Origin of the sequence: Desulfosporosinus sp., from assembly GCF_014237355.1 — a bacterium.
Classification (GTDB): Bacteria; Bacillota; Desulfitobacteriia; order Desulfitobacteriales; family Desulfitobacteriaceae; genus Desulfosporosinus.
The window spans coordinates 190128-207640 of the sequence record NZ_JABZFS010000038.1; the positions used below are offsets into that span (position 1 = coordinate 190128).

Below are 17513 nucleotides of genomic sequence, written 5' to 3' on the forward strand. Positions count from 1 at the left end.
AATGTTCTACCACTTAAAAGTTGCGCCACCGGCGAGAACGAGAGTAACGAGAACAGAGATAGCTTTGAATAATTTGCTCATTGCGGTAAACCTCCTTGATGTTTTTTATCAAAGGGATAGTTTTACCGCTCCGCTCATTTTCCGTTTCGCTGTTTTTTCCGCTCCGCTATTTTTGGAAATAACTAGGTGGTCCCCCAAAACCTGATGTAAAGATGTCGGCCAAAGTTAGTGAATTAATTGTTTCTCAGAAACCATAATTTCCGGTTTACGGCATCAAGGGTTGCCTTAACAACGGCCTCCCGATCGTCATTTCTGACTAAAGCACATCCGGTCAAAGATTGTTCCCCTTCAGAGGCGATCAAGGTTATGGAAACTAAAGCAATCTGCTGCTTAGCTAGTTGAGTAATTCCAACATCCTCAGTAACAAAAAGGAATTTATCTAAGGTTAGAGGAGTAAGTGCTTTGAGTGTGGCATCAACAAATAAACGTAATTTATTGCGGGATGAGGACGGTCCCTCAGCCAAGCCTTCCATTAGTTTATCTCCTGTTAACAATTCCACTTTTACTTCTGCCATTCCATGAACGGTTCGGAGGGTCAAGCCAACCAGTTTGGGTCGTTTTGACTCTACAATGGCGAAGGTTCCTTCCTCATCCTCTTCCACCTGAGCCACACTTATTTTTTTATGGTCAATTTGCAAATCGAATTGTGCCACTAAGATTGACTCCACATCCCTAACAATCTGCTTAGGGGCTCGTCCTGATTTGGCTAAGATGTGAACTTCTTCAATTTCTCCTTGATTATTAACGTTGATTCGAGCAGCTACTACGGATCTGATTTGTTTTAGGGCCTGCTCCCACTCATGTATTGGATAAGGGGTCTCTGACATGAAAACACTCCTTAGTATCTCTTTGGATTCCATTTTTATTGTGCAATAAAGTATTTTCGACGTTAAAGTGTATTTTCCTTTATTCTCAGCCATGGAAAGGCATTAAAACCAAGAACTTTTCAAAGTATAATATTTTTTACGTTTATAGGGCAGAGCACAGGGTTTCACACCGTTGCTCCTAGCATTTCGGTTCATACCGCCGTATAATTAGTCTAGATTTGTACTATTAAGGCAGAACTCTTACATTATTTGACGGAGGAAGATTAACATGATAGATAACCACAAAAAACCTCAAATAGCCAGCAGTGTCTATCTGGCAGATGGCTGTATAATAAGAGGGGACGTGGAAATTGGTGAGCAATCCAGCGTGTGGTTCAACTCAGTAATCAGGGGTGACCTGGCTAAAATCAGCATCGGTAAATGCTCCAACATTCAGGACTTGGTTGTTATTCACGTTAATAAAAATCAACCAGTGATTATCGAAGACTATGTAACAGTTGGTCATTCTGCTATCCTCCATGGATGCTCTATTGGTAAAGGCTCCCTTGTAGGAATGGGAGCAATAATTCTGGATGATGCCATTATCGGTGAGGGAACCTCAATAGCTGCCGGAACTATAGTACCAGGGAACAAAACCTATCCTCCTCACGTTATGCTAATGGGTGTCCCAGCTCGAGTAGTTAGGGAGCTTACTGAGGCAGAAGTAGAAGCTATGCAAAAAACTGCAGAACGTTACGTAGGCAAAGCCCAAGAGGCTATGAAATCCTAATAAAAGCTGGCCAAAAACAGATAAGGCCTTCACTTATGAAGTGAGGGCTTTATCCTGTTTAAGTACCTTGGTTATAAAAAGATGTGTTAAGTGCGGATCAAACTGTTTCCCGCATCCCTTTTCTAATTCTTTAATTGCCTCTTCTTGGGACTTAGCTAAGCGATAAGGTCGATTGTGAGTCATTACATCAAAGGCATCCACTATCCCAACCAAACGGGAAAGCAAGGGGATTTGGTCTCCTTTCAGCCCCCTTGGATAACCTGTTCCATCCCAACGTTCACGGAGAGCTAAGATTGCATCTGCAACTAGTAATTCATCAATAGACTGTGCCATACGAAAACCTATTTCACTATGTCTTTGCATTATTTCAAATTCTTGATTCGATAATTCGCTGTTTTTTCCTAGAATTTCCTTAGGAATACCCACTTTACCAATATCATGGAGCTTTATTAATAAGTTCAATTTATCTAACTCAAAGGGTCCAATCCTTGCTTCCTCAACCTGGGCAAGTTTATCGGCTAGGTTGCTAACTCTCTCAACATGCCCGGGATCTTCGAAAAATCTCCTATGAAGCTCCTTTTCTACACTAAGGATGAGCCTGTGACGCACTTCTTTGCTTTTTTGCAATTTTTCGCTATACATTCTATTCTCGGCTATACCAAACAAATCCGAAATATTCTTTGTAGACTTCTGTTGAGTTGCCATTCCTAAGGAGACACTGAGTTCAATAGGTAGACCCTCTTGATGTTTGCAACTTTCCAATATCCGTTCAGCAACCTTTTTACAGGCTGACATATCCGTACTAGGTAAAAGGATTAGAAATTCATCCCCTCCCCAACGTGCCACAACATCTGATTTACGGGTACTGTGAAGCAGAACTCTCCCAAGTCCTATTAACAGCTTATCTCCCTGGATATGGCCAAAAACATCATTCGCCAACTTTAGCCCATTTAAGTCTGCCATAATCACACTGAGCGGAAAATTGCCTTCCGGCTGGAACTCCTCAAGCCAGTTATCAATAAACGCTCGATTGTACAAACTCGTCAGTTTGTCGTGAAAGCTGAGATATACTACCTGTTCTTGAGCCCTATGTTTTTCCGTGACATCTGTAAGAATCAACATACACAGTAAATTATCGTCCTCGTGGTTTGGTGGAATGGGTCTGAGTTCGATGGAGAGATAGCGTTCTTCTCGTTTTATTACCTTAGGCAGTTTATTAATTGATAGCTGCTGTTTCGCTTCATCTGTTGATTCTAAAACCGTCTTGAAAACCTCTCTAAAGAGAGAATTTTGCTCTTCATCCTCAGTTTTAAGCAAGTCAAGAATATTCATGCTACTAACTTTAAAACCGAAAATTTTTTCGCATTCCGCACTATATTCTCGGTCAATGAGTAAATCCCGTCCAAAGGTAAGAAAACCTTGTCCTGCATTGTTGAGAATATTCTTGATCTCATTTTCACGCTGCATAAGATTTCCGGCTTGTATATCACTAATTTTGAAGATTCGCCGAGTAAATGTTAATAGCCTTTCGTAATTTGTCACCATAAACTTATAATCCTCGAGCAACTCATTTCCTTCATACTTTCCCTCGGCAAGGTCTAACAAAGCTTGCTCTAAGACTTTGAGCTCTGTATTAAATAATTGCCTTTGAAAGTCTTTATCGATCATATAAGGAAGTCCTTTCACATTTATTACCCTTTGACATCAATGGTTTCATTCAGATCTGAAAGCCAAGAACCGTTATATCATCTCGCTGAGGCTCTTCTTGCTGATAATCTCTTAACGTCAGTTTAAACAAGTTAAGTTGTTCCTCACAATTATGTTTACTGCATTCCTCTATCAGAGATATGAAACGCCTGCGACCCAAGGAATGATTTTTTGGCCCGCCGTTTTGATCAAGGAATCCATCCGTAGTTATGTAAAAAGAATCTTTCTCACCTATCTCTACCCTTGTATCTCGAAAGATTTGGTCAAAGTCTGATCTTTCATAACCAATACTCTGGCGCTCTCCTTGAATCCTCATGACCCTTTCCTGGTTTTTGTGATAGAGATCGATTTTAGCGCCTGCAAAAACTAAGGTGTTTGCTTCAATCAAACATATCCCTATATCTAGTCCATCATCCGTAATTCGGGACCCCTTGTTATTTAAGGCAGACTTTATTCGAAGGTTAAGTTCTCTGATAATTTCTCCAGGAGTAGTATGGCATCCTTCCTGAACAATATGATTAAGAATGGGGGCTACAGCCATGGTCATTAAAGCACCGGGTACCCCATGTCCCGTGCAATCTGCTACTGCTAGGATAACCTTGTTGTCTAGTTTGCGCAGCCAATAAAAGTCACCACCTACAACATCTCTAGGCTGCCACAGAACGAAGCTATCCTTAAAAGCTTCGAGCATCTCTCGATCTGAAGCGATGATTGTCTCTTGCACTTTCTTAGCATAGTCTATGCTGTCCATTATCTTAATGTTTTGTTCCTTAAGCACTTGAGTCCTTTCATTAACCTGTCGCTCGAGCTCTTCACTTAATCTAATTGCTCGCTTCAAGGGGTTGGCAATTCGAGTCGAGACCAAATAAAAAACGAGGGTGACTAAAACAAGAGCCAATAAAGCTGCAAAAATAGTATTCGTCATAATAGACGTTAAAAACCCAATGGTTTCTTTTCTCGGAACTTGTATTACTAACTTCCAGTCCGTTGATTCCAGGGTCTGGTGAACCAGGTCAATTAGCTCACCGTCAGCATTTCTATACTCCATAACTCCGGGTCGATCTATGCTTTGAGTATCGCTTAAAACCATTTCACAGATATCTAGGGGTAGTAAATTCTCTAGTTGCCCACCTTGATCTTCCAGATTTGCTGCTAGGTGGATTTTACCCAACCGATCTACCAACCAAATAGTTCCGATTTCCCCAAATCTATAAGATGAAAATTCCTTGGAAATGTCATTGAGGTCTAGCCCAACCCCTGCTATTCCAAGGGGTTGGGCAGGATCTCCCATTAATGCGTTGACAAAGACAAAGGTATTTTCTCGTTCTTTATTGTAATCAATATTCACTGAGATTGGGGTTTTGGCTTGAATTGTTTGAAAAAACCATACATCTTGTGGATTTGCCGCCGAAAGCTTACCTACTACTTCTCCTTCTGCCCAATAGGTATAAGTTCTGGCACTTGCTAAAAACGTGTTACTGTAGTCGTATTCGGTAGCAATTCTATTCAATTTTTCCACTGCAAGTTTTCGAGTATTAACATCACTTTCCCCTTTGGATACCCATTCGTTGAAAAAAGGATCTCGGGCCATCATCAAAGAGGTCTCCTTAGCTCTAGCCATCCTACCATCGATTTTACTGGCTGCTGACTGAACTATAAAAAACAAATCCTTGTCCTTAAGTTTCTGAATAACTGCCTTTTTAGTAATATTGTAGCTTAAGGAGCCTGTCAAAAGCATTGCGAGTGCAATGCTTAGACAGGCCAATAGAATTACCCACATTGTTCCTTTATCATATAAGTCTGTTTTTTTAATTTTATTCATTCACATTCTTACTCCTGTATCCCGTTCAAACACAGGGCATCTTATTCATTTCAGCCTTTGAATTCTATAGTTTTACAAATAATCTAATCGTCTTAATTAAGGATTCTTTTCTATCTCCGAAATTATCTCAAAGGGAAAGGATATATCCTCTTTAAATTCCTCAGCACATTCTACTTCACTTTCATTTTCCATATCACAGTACCAGTTAAGTTCAATGCTAACCCCTTGCTTGAAGGCTTTTTCGAAATTTTCCAAGAGCATCATGATGCATTTAGAACTACTTGTATTAACATAACTAAGGCGCATATTTATTTGTATTTGAGGTGGATAAGTGGCTAAATAGGAATCTATCCATGAAAAAACCGGATCATAAAACTTAAAGGCATTCTCAGGGTAGGATTGCCCCTTTAGGGTTAGAATCCCTTTATCTGCATCGAAATCGATTAATGGAGTTGCTTTAGTTGCTTGAAAAATTAACGTTTCCATCCTATTCACCTCTTTTAAACCTTTACTGTCAGGGTAAAGAACGATAAGTGATCGATATCGCGCAGGGAATAATTCATGGGTTTGCTGCATTTTCTAGCTATATCAATAAGACCTAGACCTGCGCCCATACTGTCGGGCGGGAGATCTTTTTTAATCTGTTCTTTATATCGTTTCTTTAGTTGATCTTTATCCAAAGGGATCAATGAATCGAGCTGAGCTGCTAACTTGTCTGCATCTGCTTTCTCGATTAAGTTTCCAGCGCAGATATAATAACCTTCATTATTCCTGCCAATTGTAACAATTCCAGAATTGTATATACGCTCGTAAACTTCGCTGCCTTGTTTAGAAAGCGAATATCTTTTTATATTGTTTGTAGTTTCCACAAAAATAGCGAAAACATTATATATGTCGTTACGGGGTCTTTCTTCTGTCTCCATATGCTTTATGATAGCTTCCCCAAGCTCCTCAATAATCCCTTGTGAAAAGCGACCAGAAAAGCTAATGAGAATTCCACTAGAACTTAAAGTGTTTTGAAGATTAATAAGCATTTTGTCGTCAAACATGCTATCCCTCCTTTATCTAACCATAACCCGTAAATATCTTGACATCTTTCGACGTTTGATGTCACTATTCCTGCATTGCTGGCGTTAGTATAAATGTGATGAGAGAGTATCTACATAAGGAATTAAGTGTCTATTAAGCAAAATATCGTTCATGCGTTAAACGCAGAACGATACATAAAAAGTAATATTATTATAGATCATAGGGTTGATCTACATAGAAGGCTTATTTGGGCCTTTAGTCCGCCTGAATAGTCGCCTAAAGAAGGGGAAAAATTCTCGATCACTTTTCCCTTCTTGTTCAGTTGAAAATATACCGTCAATTTCATTTATGTCTTCAATTATTTGGTCCATATTAATCTTTCGAAAGGGGGTTCTCAGTATATATTCAATCGTTGTCTTATTATTTTCTTCTTTTAACAATTTCATAGAAATATTCTGGGGGACAATACTATGCGCTTCCAGGACCTTATTTATTTCTTTAACTCGACAAGTGCCGTTAATGGCAACGATTTTTAAGGTTTGACTATTTCTGAAAAAATAGGTTTCAACGGAGCGTTCAAGAGTTAGAAAAACTAATAGAGTAACAAACGTTGATGCGAAGTAAAATCCGGCTCCCGCTGCTAATCCAATGGCGGCAACAACCCATAGTGAAGCAGCCGTTGTTAATCCTTTAATCGAAGTTTTATCTCTTAAAATTGTTCCTGCACCTAAAAAGCCAATACCGGAAACTACTTGAGCCGCCAAGCGCGCAGGATCTTTCGTGAGTGTTGTAAAATCATTAAATCCATACATAGATAAAATCATGATTAAGGCAGAACCTAGGGATACTAAAATATGGGTTCTAAATCCCGCCGGACTATCATTTCGTTCTCTTTCAAAGCCAACTATTCCACCAAAGACACAAGCTAGGAATAATCTCAAAGCAATCTCATATTCACTTATATACATCTATCTCCACCTCTTTTTCAGGACCACTCTTGTGGGAAACATGGCGTCGGATCCAGCGTTTATATTTATTTGTATCATCATTTATTCGTTAAGAAGGATTATAATTCCTTTTATTCACAATAAGCCATAATACATTTCCTTAATAAAGCCTTAACTTTTATAAGGTTACATTAAGAAAAACGCTACACGTCTTTTTACTATACATGTCTTTGCTATGAAAGCAACTTAAGCACTGTGTCATCCTGAAGGAGGTACGACTGAAGGATCTAAGGCTTAAGTTGCTTCACTTCGTTCAGAACGACAAAAGCGCACTGTAGTTTTCATTCATCAGTGGTGCCGCTCGGCGGCATGGGGGTCTGATAAGTATAAAAATAGCGGAGGACGTATAGGTCCCCCGCCTTAGTTTCATACTGTTTATACTTTAAATTTTGCTACCATTTCTGCAAGATTATCTGAGCTTCGCTTTGAAACATCTGCCTGCTTCATAACCGCATCTGATTTATCAGCAATCAGGGTGGTTTTTTGTGCAATGCTCGTTGTGCTTTCAGCCCCTTCATTTGCAGCTATTGCAATCCCTTCGATTACATTTGTCATCTCCTGTATGGAAGCGGTGAGTTCCTCTGCAGTTGCACTGAAGTCCGACACAAGGTTATCTACAAACTCTGCATCCTTGTTGTATTGGTCGCCAATACTGACCATTGATTCATAGTCTTTAAGCACCTGCCGGTCTATGAATTCTAGAATACTCGCTGAGTTTTCCGACAGGTTTCCTACCGATGCTACAACAGTCTTTGTAATTTCTTGGATTTGATTGACGGCACTTTTTGAGTTTTCGGCTAATTTCCTGATCTCTTCAGCAACAACAGCAAAACCCTTTCCCGCTTCTCCGGCTCTTGCCGCCTCGATCGCAGCATTTAAGGCAAGAAGATTGGTTTGAGACGTAATTTGCAGTATGGCATCCGATAGAACATTGATCTGATCCACTGATTTAGAATCTTCCATAGCTTTTATTAACTTATCCTGAGTACCTACATAAACATCATAGGCACTTTTTTGGGAGTAGATTGTGTTTTGCTTGAGTTCGTTCGCTCTTCTGCTTATTTCACCGGCAGCTTCAGCACCTTGTTGGGCCTTAAGGGCAATGGACTCAACTGCTCGCTCGATTTCAGTGGCTGTCGCACTCATTTCTTCACTCGATGCAGCAGTTTCTTCCATGCCGGCAGACAGTTCCTCTGTGGTTGCAGACATTTCTTCGATCTGGTAGGTGAGCTCGTTTATATTTTGCGCCGTTGTTTTTACCGCCTCAGTGACTATATGCGATTCATTGATAACACCTTTAACCACTTCTCTAACGGCTTGCTGCATTACATCTAAAGAGTTTGCCAAAACCCCAATCTCGTCGTTCTTTCCCATAATTTTTTTAGGAACCTCGTTTGTGAAATCTCCCGTTGAAATCGTCTTTAGGTGTTCTGACGCCAGCACTATAGGTGTTGAAATCAGCTTTGCTATTAAATACCCTACTCCTAAACTTATTAATAAAAATAGTGCAGAGGCAATGATCATGAAAGATCTTAAGTTTTGAAGCTCAGAAAAAACCTCAGCCTTAGGAGCCGCAACTGCTAAGGACCAGTCGGTCCCTTCCACCGGTGCATATCCCAGAAATTTTACCTCTCCGTTATACTCATATTCTCCTGATCCTGTTTTTCTTTCTGTCATCTGTCTTTGTAATTCAGCTAATGATTCTAGTTGAGGGTTTTCTTTAACATTCTCTAAATCATTGTCCATATTCATAACAAGGTCCGCATTGCTGTGAGCAATCTTTGTACCTTTTTCATCGATCATAAAAGCTTTGCCCGATTCGCCAAAAGTAATGCTGTTTGTCATTTCAGTTAAATTGTCGCCATCCCTCAAAGCTCCCAAAACTCCAACTATTACGCCATCTACTTTAATTGGTACAGCATAGACGATGACCATAGACCCATCATCTCTGCTGATCAGTGGCTCAGATATTGCTCGTTCACCCGCTATAGCCTTCCGAAAATAATCCCTGTCTTTGATGTCCGCCTCTGTACCTGTTGTCAATTTTGCTGATCCATCTGGAAGAGCTATAAGCATGGAAATGTGTCCACTTCTTATTGCCTCATCTTGAAGAATTGCTTTCTTGTCCTCCCAGGGGTTAGTACTGTCTTTTATCCTATTCATGTTTGCTACTACTTCTAGAGTCCCTAGCAGGGCATTCATTCTTTCTGTAACAACCTTTGCTCCTTGGCCTGCTAACTCTGGCAAGGCCTGTTCAACTTGTACGGTTATAGCATTTGCAGCGGTTACGTATGAGATCGCACCCAACCCTCCGCAAACGATTAGTAAAAGCACTCCGATGTAAAGTACAATTTTGATTCTTAAGCTATTAATAACTATTCCCTCCTTAGATAATGTATTTTTAAATAATTGGTGTGAATACTTATTATTCGACATTTTTCTCTTGGTTCCTGCTAGTATGATTGAACATCATAATTATTTTTAATTTAGTTTTATTATTATTAAAGGCACCTTCTGGCCTGGCCTATCTTAATCTCAAAAATAAATACTTTTGTATGGAACAGGACCGAAAAAAAACAGCCCTACACGGACTGTTAATTCTTTCAAACTAGTTCTAATCCCACCGGACAATGATCTGACCCCAAAATATCGTTATAGATAACAGCACGTTTTAGCTGATTTTTCAATCCTTCGGAAACGCAAACATAATCAATCCGCCACCCTGCATTATTAGCTCTGGCATTAAACATATAGGACCACCAGGTGTAGGCTTCTGTCCTATCGGGATAAAAAAACCTAAATGTATCAATAAAGCCCTTACGAAGTACTTCATTAAATTTATTTCTTTCTTCCTGGGTGAAGCCGGCATTTTTTCGGTTTGAGCTGGGATTTTTAAGATCTATTTCCTGATGGGCGACATTTAAGTCTCCACAGAAAATTACAGGTTTTGTACTCTCTAGATCTTTAAGGTAATTCAAAAAGTCATCTTCCCACTGCATTCGATAGTCCAGTCTAGCTAACCCTCTTTGGGAATTTGGAGCGTAGACTGTCACTACATAGTATTTTTCAAACTCTAAGGTTATTAGTCTGCCTTCTTTATCATGCTCTTCTTTACCCATGCCAAAAACTATATTAACTGGCTCAATTTTTGAAAAAATTGCTGTTCCGGAGTACCCTTTTTTCTGGGCAGAATTCCAGTATTGATAATAGCCGTCAAGATTGAAGGGAATCTGGTCCTCTTGCACTTTTGTTTCCTGGAGACAAACTATATCGGCATTTTCCTTTTGAATGAAATCCAAGAAACCCTTTTTTACACAAGCACGAATTCCATTTACATTCCACGATATTAATTTCATATAAATTTATATTCTCCTTTGTAAATTATACTTACTAATTAAACTCTATCCTATTAAAAATATTATAACACAACAACAAAGAATGAATCGCCGACAAAGCACCCGGGAAATCCAAAGAATGTATAGTTTTATCACTTTGGTAAACACTACCATAAATATTATTCTGGTAGAATTGGAAGGAACCCCTCTTGAAGCTACGAATATTTTTGTTACTTAGCACCTTATCCTTTGTATTATTTTTGGCAATTACACTGATATCGTCAAGACTTCCATCTCCCATGCCGGAAAAAGCTGTCGCTGGCAAGATCGTCTGGCAAAGAAACAATTGCATAAGCTGCCACACCCTCTTTGGACACGGTGGGTATAAAGCGGATGATTTAACGCATATTACAGCAAAGGAGAAGTCGTCATATCTTATTAACTATCTTGTCCAGCCACCTGTAATGCGGCCTAACAAATACACTCATCACCCCGCCCTCGATGAGGCGGATGCAAAAAATCTGGTACAATACCTAGAGTTTGTTCACACAATACCGACTTTAGGGTGGCCTCCTTTGTTAGATAATGGTTCGGAGAACTTATGAAACTTTTCAAGCGGTTTTCTTATACAGGTAAAGTTGATAAAGCCCTAGGTCGTAAACAACAATTTATGGCGCAAAAGATAAGTCGATGGTATTGTTCTTCGGCGATAATTTTATTTGCCCTACAAAGTGTTGTAGCCTCAATGGGTGCATTGGATTTAGTGATTCCGGATTTTCCTTCACTGATCCCCTTTGAGTATGGACGAGCAATTCATCTAGCTTTGGCCGTTCTTTGGCCACTCATCGGTACCATGGGTATGGTTTACTTTTTTATCACTGCTGAACTTAATCGGGAGATCTATTCCCCTCGTCTGGTCCGCTGGCAGTATTGGATGGTTATGTTTTTCTGTTCATCTATCTTGGGGACCTTGGCCCTGCGGATTGGTTACGGTCGGGAATATCTTGAAGGGCTGCCTATCTTTTATGTTGGTATATCTTTGACTCTAGCCCTCGCTTCCTATAACCTTATCCGAACTTTACTAATGGATAAAAAAAATATAACCCCTGCTGCCGCGACAATGACAGTGGGTGTGATCTTTCTCTTGTTACTTTTGTTGCCCAACACTATAACCTTTAGCAACCCAATCACTGATGAAGCTACCAAGTTTTGGGTTGTTCACTTATGGGAAGAAATGGCCTTTGAGCTTACATCCGCTGGTTTTATTGCTACCTATTATATTGTTTCAGGACTAGCCCCTCGGAAACAAATTGAAAAGTGGCTTTATTTAGAGGCCACCTTGGCGGTTATCGGAGGCTTGTACGGCACCGGACATCATTATTACTGGATTGGTTTCCCTGCTTTTTGGTTAGTCCTTGGTTCATTGGTCAGCCTGGTAGAGGTCATTCCCGTAGGAATGTTGGTTCATATGACCTATAGGGGACTAAAATCGGCCAAAATCAGGAGTAATCGTGAAAAACTCACCTTATGGTTACTGCTCAGCAGTGTATTTCATCATATTACTGGCGCTTCCCTTTTAGGCCTGTTTATTACCGTACCCTGGATTAATCTTTATACACATGGAACGTATATTACATCCGGCCATGCCCATTTAGCCTTATTTGGCAGCTTAGGTTTCGCAGTTTTAGCGGGGTGTTATTTCGTTCTGAGCCAGGGCAGCGAACCCAATCTCAAAGGGTATCGGGGGGCTGTTTTAGCTGTAATCCTACTCAACTGTGGCCTTATCACCATGGGCTCGGCCCTTCTAATTGCAGGTTCCATTCAAACTTATCTCTGGAGAATCATTGGTATGGACTTTATGGAAGTTCATTCGATTCTTAAACCTTATTTAATTATACGGGTGCTGGGTGGGGCGATGTTTGCTCTAGGTGACTTACTGCTCTCTTGGCATATCTATAAAACCTGGCAAACGACGAGGTCTTATAAGTAGCCAAATTCTCCAAACTCTAAATACGAGGTCAAGATATGCAGATTACAATCACAAGCTCGTTCTGGTTATTTCTTTTAATTGTTTTGCTGGCACTACAATTGTTCTTAGTACTAATACTAATCATTAAACCAGTTCTGCGTTATCTTGTGGGACTGCAGGTTAGTAACTTTCTGGAAAAATTACTCTCGGATAAGTATACTGAAAACCTTATGGAAATTTGGCCGGCCGGAAAACGTATTTCGGTTCTAAATATCGTAGAAATTGGGCTACGCTCGCAGAGTGGAAAAATCATCACTCGCCCAATAGGATCTCCTAAGAAGTTTCCTGGTTTTGATAACCTTATGTTTGCTCCCCACTTAATGTCAAAGCTTTCCTTACCGGAAAGTGCCCAGATGAACATGCAAGTAAGGATTGGGCCTAAGGCCAACAAACCGCTGGTTATTAATATTCCTATTATGATTGGTGCAATGGCATATGGAATAGCACTTAGTGAGGAAGCGAAAAGAGCTTTGGCCAGAGCAGCTAAAACCCTGCAGACTTCCACCTGTTCTGGGGAAGGTCCCTTTTTACCAGAAGAACGCATGGAAGCCGGAAAATACGTATTACAAATTTCACGTTGGGCATGGGGGGCAAGAACTCAGAAACAAATTGACTCTGCTGATATGTTAGAGGTTCAAATGGGTCAAGGCGCCGATATGGGTTCTGTCACAATCGAGGCCGTAGAATTCCAAGGTCGGGCGCAAGAGCTTTCGGGATTAGCCCCTGATGAGATGGCTATTTCCTTTCCAGCGCCTCCTGGCATTCAAAAACAAAGCGATTGGCCAGGTTTCATGAAGACTCTGCGTAAAAGGTCAAAGGGTATCCCTATTGCATTAAAACTTATGGCAACCGCACATCTAGAGGAAGATTTAGACGCTGCGATTCGTTTAGGTTTTGATGCTGTCATTATTGATGGTGCCCAAGGCGGTTCCCATGCGACGACTCCTATTAAGCAAGATGATTTTGGCATTCCAACTCTCTTTGCTTTAATTAGAGCAGTACGTTTTTTAAACAAACACAAGCTACGTGAGCAGATTAGCTTAATTATAGCCGGGGGGTTCTATACTCCTGGTGAGTGTCTTAAAGCCCTTGCTTTAGGAGCGGATGCCATCTATATGGCGACTGTTCCCCTTTTTTCACTAACCCATAATCAAGTCGGTAAAGTGATACCCTGGGAACCTCCAACGACGTTGGTATTCTATGATTCCCCATCTAAGAGCAAACTAGATATTGATCAAGCAGCGACCAGTGTTGTAAACGCTATTACCTCCATGGTACTGGAAATGGAAGAAGGAATGCGCGCTCTCGGAAAAGCATCGTTGAAAGAGCTTAATCCCGATGACCTTGTTGCCCTGGATTCTTTGAGCGCCGAGGTTACCGGGTTGAAGCGAATATACTAGTTTATGAGTTCCCCTTAACCTTATCCAGGGTAGTCCTCAAACAGCAAGACACTGAAGTGCATGTTTGCCTTACAGCATCTTAGCTCTGCCAAGTGGCAGAGCTAAGATGCTGTAACTATTGATAAAAATCTCGGCAGGCTGCCTGTGAAATATCAAATAGTTTAAAGTAAACTACGGGGATTTGTTAGAATCCTAAGAAAATGGTTAGCCTCCCTAAGCACATGGTCTCCTAACAGTGGTATTATGATTGATCTTATTTGACAAGCCAAAAGTCCCTCAGTAGCTGTTGCTTTAAAATCCCTTATTTCCCTCGTTGCTCTAGTTTCTTCCCTAATTAAGCAGCCAAGTAAAAGCCTGGCAATAATATTTTCATCGATTCTCTGAACTTTATTTTGAAGCAAAGTAAATAAATCTGCAAACTCATCCGCTGTATTTATTAAGGCTACTTCAGTTGGATCTAATAAGTGAGAGATAAATTGAGCATGTTCTTTCATTATTCTATCCCAAAAAGCCTTTTCCGCAATGATTTCCTGGGTAAGATTAACCTGCTCCCTTCTTTGCAGACGTTGCAACTGTTCAACAAATAATATTGCTTCCCGTCTAATATGGTCTATTAACAAGGGGAAGTTGAAGGTAAATAGCGTACAATTTAGAACTTGATTAAGAATTCTAGTTTTAAACCGAATTAGTTCCTGGGTCAAAGCAATAGCTTGTTGGTTTAGATTTGCTACAGCGGTCTCTAGGCTTGGGTCCGGAGAACCAGGCATAAGCTCTAGTTCCTCTAAAGTTAATTCAGTATCTATCGGTATACCTGAAAGCTCGATGGTCTTTTGCTCTGCTCTGAGAGTTTTGTCAGTTACCACTTCCCCAGAAGAAAGCACTACACTACTGACATTTCCATTAGCTAAACTTACTGTCTGCCGTAATAGATCATTAAATCGTTCCTTAAATTGGTCTGCCTGACGGGCCAAGTTTGAATCATTCGGTAAAAAACCTGCTTCAAGGAATAATGAATGCTCCTTCATGATGCGTAAAAAAAACAGGTTTAATTCAAGGGACAAACGTATAAAATCCGTCACGGATACTCTATGACCCATTTTTTTACCCCCTAGCTAATAATTTAGTACATAGTATTCAGTCATAGGACAAGGGTGACAAACCTAAATACAATTTAGAATTTTATTTGATGACCCTAATATTCTTTAAAAATAACAAAAACAGCCCTTTCAGGCTGTTTGTATTATGCAAATTAACAGGAATATTCACTGTTAAGCTCCTCTTATCCCTTATCCTTGCTGTCGAACAAATGGTTTCTCCTATATGCTTTAGGGGTCATTTTCATTTGCTGTACAAAGACACGATTAAAATAGGAGGGATCGGAAAAACCACATTCACTGGAAATTCGATAGGCGGGATAATCTGTCGTCTCTAATAATTTACAGGCATACTCAATCTTTAATTTATTTAAATAATCAATATAGGTAACCCCTACCTCTTTTTTAAAGATACGGCTGAAATATTGAGGATTCATAAACACCTTGTCAGCGACCAGTTGCAAGGGTAATTTTTGCTTAAAGTTATCATGAATGTAGTCTAGCGACTTCTCAATAAAATATACCTGGTTAATTTCTTCTTCCTCAACAATTTCTTCTTCGACTGGTACCTGATTGGCAGCTACGGTAGCTAACAGCTTATGGAATACCTGTTTAAAAACGGAGGGTTTTATGGGTTTCAGCAAATATTCCTGAACGCGAAGGCGAATGGCTGTTTGCGCATAGGTGAAGTCTGAACAGGCCGAAAGAATCAAGACACTGGCCTGGGGAAGGAATTTTCTTATCTCCTCAAGGGCCTGTAACCCATCCATTTCAGGAATTAGTATATCCATCACTATGATGTCAGGTCGATGTTGTTTAGCAAGTTTAACAGCCTGAATTCCGCTTTCACAAGTGATTAATTTATCTTCGAGGGTAAGTTCTTCGGTTACAATAGATTTGAGAAACTCCAATTCGAGTAATTCATCTTCCACAATTAAAACGACACTCATCATGATCGCCTCACATTGGGTTTAGTGGGAATCGAGATGGTGACAGTACTTCCACTATAGTCTGATTTCGCAATTTTTAATCCGTAATTTTCTCCAAAATAGCGTTTTAAACGTTTGTCCGTGCTGCGAAAACCTATTCCCAACCTATTTTCTGATTGCTCCAAGCTTTGTAAGACTTCCTTCGGAAAACCATTCCCATTATCCATGACAAAGATATTAATGTCATTCTTATATTTTTCAGCATAAATTTTTATTTTGCCTCCATCCCTCTTAGGGGTAATGCCATGGATAAGGGCATTCTCAACAATGGGTTGTATGATCATATTAGGTATTCTATGAGGTTTAATATGATCTCCTATATCAATCTCATATTCCAAACGATTCTTAAATCTTATCTTTTGAATATAAAGATACTTCTCGATATTATCCATCTCAGCTCCAATGGTGTGTAACTCATCATCTTGCTTTAAGTTGTACCGCAATAAATCTGAAAGACAGTATATTAGTTCTTCTGTTGTATGGGATTTTTCAAAATATGCAATACGGGCTATAGAGTTTAGAGTATTAAATAGGAAATGCGGATTAATAACTAAAGACATATTTTTTGCTTCCAAGTCGATAATCTTTTTTTCCAGCATTTCTTTTTCGATTGATAATCTTGCTATGTCTTTATCCGTAGTATGGATGCTTTGAGAAAGGTCATAACAAATATTTTGGGCGATATGGTTGCAAAGCTGTTCATGCATTTCAATTTTATTCTCTTCGATGGTTCTGATGGCAGAAATTGATTTAGCAATAAATTCTGGGTCGAGTTTTTTATCCTTTGCTATGGTCGTTATATCAATTAGATATTTCTGATATTCACTATCCTGTGAATAAACCTGTGCTCCAACAACATAGCCTATGGTCTGGTTGTTAATATTGATTGGCAGAAGAACGTTTGACAGTCCATACTGACAGATAAATCGGTCTTCCTTACCTGATTTAAATCTAGACATATAGTCTTGGCATATTCGAGTTTCATCCTCTTGACAAACAAACTTACAAAAATCTGGAGACGGATTAAATTCCAGCAGAATATTGCCCTTGGTATCTATCAACTGCAACGAACTATTAGATAGGGATAATAGTCCGCAATAGCGTGAATATAGGTTGGAATCAGTTAAATCTTTTAAGGTTTTTTCAATGTTGTTCATATTTGCCAAAACTTCCTTTTCTATGAGTGAGAATCCAATTAGCTTGGCAGATCAATCCCAAAAAAAAAGCATCCGAGGGCAAGTGACTAGGTCTTTTAGTTAGCTGAAACTAAAAGTAAAGGAAGTCACAGATTCGGATATAGTTAATCTTTATAATACAATACTATGATAAAAATGTAAATAGGAGAGAGATTTAGTCGAAAATTGTATGTTAGTATCTCCGCTAATGAAAAGACAAAGGCCAAACCTCTAAACGAGAGTTTGACCTTTGCCGTATCTTCTAAGGGG

At 39.7% G+C, this 17513-nt stretch carries 15 protein-coding genes; 4 read left to right on the forward strand and 11 right to left on the reverse strand.

Annotated features, from left to right (window positions below):
- Nucleotides 1-233: 233 nt before the first annotated feature.
- The gene (locus HGJ98_RS07990; protein ID WP_291350523.1) at nucleotides 234-887 is read right to left on the reverse strand and encodes a hypothetical protein; all 654 of its coding nucleotides are present in this window, start codon (nucleotides 885-887) and stop codon (nucleotides 234-236) included.
- A gap of 268 nt (nucleotides 888-1155) precedes the next feature.
- On the opposite strand from HGJ98_RS07990, the gene HGJ98_RS07995 reads away from it, so the two are divergent.
- Nucleotides 1156-1656: a gamma carbonic anhydrase family protein gene (locus HGJ98_RS07995; protein ID WP_291350524.1), complete on the forward strand. Its 501-nt coding sequence runs from the start codon at nucleotides 1156-1158 to the stop codon at nucleotides 1654-1656.
- 33 nt (nucleotides 1657-1689) lie between these two features.
- Here HGJ98_RS07995 and HGJ98_RS08000 read toward each other — a convergent pair whose 3' ends face one another.
- From HGJ98_RS08000 to HGJ98_RS08030, 7 genes are all read right to left on the reverse strand, one after another.
- On the reverse strand, nucleotides 1690-3324 hold the full coding sequence (locus HGJ98_RS08000; protein WP_291350525.1) for a diguanylate cyclase: 1635 nt from the start codon (nucleotides 3322-3324) through the stop codon (nucleotides 1690-1692).
- Nucleotides 3325-3373: 49 nt separating this feature from the next.
- Complete coding sequence (locus HGJ98_RS08005) at nucleotides 3374-5185, reverse strand: SpoIIE family protein phosphatase (protein WP_291350526.1); 1812 nt, start codon at nucleotides 5183-5185, stop codon at nucleotides 3374-3376.
- A 96-nt stretch (nucleotides 5186-5281) separates the two neighbouring features.
- Nucleotides 5282-5671 (reverse strand): DUF1987 domain-containing protein, encoded by a 390-nt coding sequence (locus HGJ98_RS08010; protein ID WP_291350527.1) that lies wholly within the window; start codon nucleotides 5669-5671, stop codon nucleotides 5282-5284.
- Nucleotides 5672-5685: 14 nt separating this feature from the next.
- Nucleotides 5686-6234 carry a SiaB family protein kinase gene (locus tag HGJ98_RS08015; RefSeq protein ID WP_291350528.1) on the reverse strand — a complete coding sequence of 183 codons (549 nt, stop codon included), beginning with the start codon at nucleotides 6232-6234 and terminating at the stop codon, nucleotides 5686-5688.
- A gap of 210 nt (nucleotides 6235-6444) precedes the next feature.
- Nucleotides 6445-7182: an MgtC/SapB family protein gene (locus HGJ98_RS08020; protein WP_291350529.1), complete on the reverse strand. Its 738-nt coding sequence runs from the start codon at nucleotides 7180-7182 to the stop codon at nucleotides 6445-6447.
- A gap of 414 nt (nucleotides 7183-7596) precedes the next feature.
- Nucleotides 7597-9657 carry a methyl-accepting chemotaxis protein gene (locus HGJ98_RS08025; RefSeq protein ID WP_291350530.1) on the reverse strand — a complete coding sequence of 687 codons (2061 nt, stop codon included), beginning with the start codon at nucleotides 9655-9657 and terminating at the stop codon, nucleotides 7597-7599.
- 167 nt (nucleotides 9658-9824) lie between these two features.
- A complete protein-coding gene (locus tag HGJ98_RS08030) occupies nucleotides 9825-10577 on the reverse strand; it encodes an exodeoxyribonuclease III (RefSeq protein ID WP_291350531.1) in 753 nt (250 codons plus the stop codon).
- A 188-nt stretch (nucleotides 10578-10765) separates the two neighbouring features.
- On the opposite strand from HGJ98_RS08030, the gene HGJ98_RS08035 reads away from it, so the two are divergent.
- The 3 genes from HGJ98_RS08035 to HGJ98_RS08045 are packed head-to-tail and all read left to right on the forward strand — an operon-like array spanning nucleotide 10766 to nucleotide 13985.
- Complete coding sequence (locus tag HGJ98_RS08035) at nucleotides 10766-11161, forward strand: c-type cytochrome (protein ID WP_291350532.1); 396 nt, start codon at nucleotides 10766-10768, stop codon at nucleotides 11159-11161.
- Nucleotides 11158-12546 carry a cbb3-type cytochrome c oxidase subunit I gene (locus HGJ98_RS08040; RefSeq protein WP_291350533.1) on the forward strand — a complete coding sequence of 463 codons (1389 nt, stop codon included), beginning with the start codon at nucleotides 11158-11160 and terminating at the stop codon, nucleotides 12544-12546. Before HGJ98_RS08035 ends, HGJ98_RS08040 begins: the two co-directional genes overlap by 4 nt.
- 35 nt (nucleotides 12547-12581) lie before the next feature.
- Nucleotides 12582-13985, forward strand: a complete 1404-nt coding sequence (locus tag HGJ98_RS08045) for an FMN-binding glutamate synthase family protein (RefSeq protein WP_291350534.1) — start codon at nucleotides 12582-12584, stop codon at nucleotides 13983-13985.
- 161 nt (nucleotides 13986-14146) lie between these two features.
- On the opposite strand, the gene HGJ98_RS08050 is transcribed toward HGJ98_RS08045, so the two are convergent.
- The 3 genes from HGJ98_RS08050 to HGJ98_RS08060 form a co-directional block, all read right to left on the reverse strand.
- Nucleotides 14147-15082 (reverse strand): DUF2935 domain-containing protein, encoded by a 936-nt coding sequence (locus HGJ98_RS08050; RefSeq protein WP_291350535.1) that lies wholly within the window; start codon nucleotides 15080-15082, stop codon nucleotides 14147-14149.
- A gap of 182 nt (nucleotides 15083-15264) precedes the next feature.
- Nucleotides 15265-16029 carry a helix-turn-helix domain-containing protein gene (locus HGJ98_RS08055; protein WP_291350536.1) on the reverse strand — a complete coding sequence of 255 codons (765 nt, stop codon included), beginning with the start codon at nucleotides 16027-16029 and terminating at the stop codon, nucleotides 15265-15267.
- On the reverse strand, nucleotides 16029-17225 hold the full coding sequence (locus HGJ98_RS08060; protein ID WP_291350537.1) for a histidine kinase: 1197 nt from the start codon (nucleotides 17223-17225) through the stop codon (nucleotides 16029-16031). Before HGJ98_RS08060 ends, HGJ98_RS08055 begins: the two co-directional genes overlap by 1 nt.
- Between the last annotated feature and the right edge of the window lie 288 nt (nucleotides 17226-17513).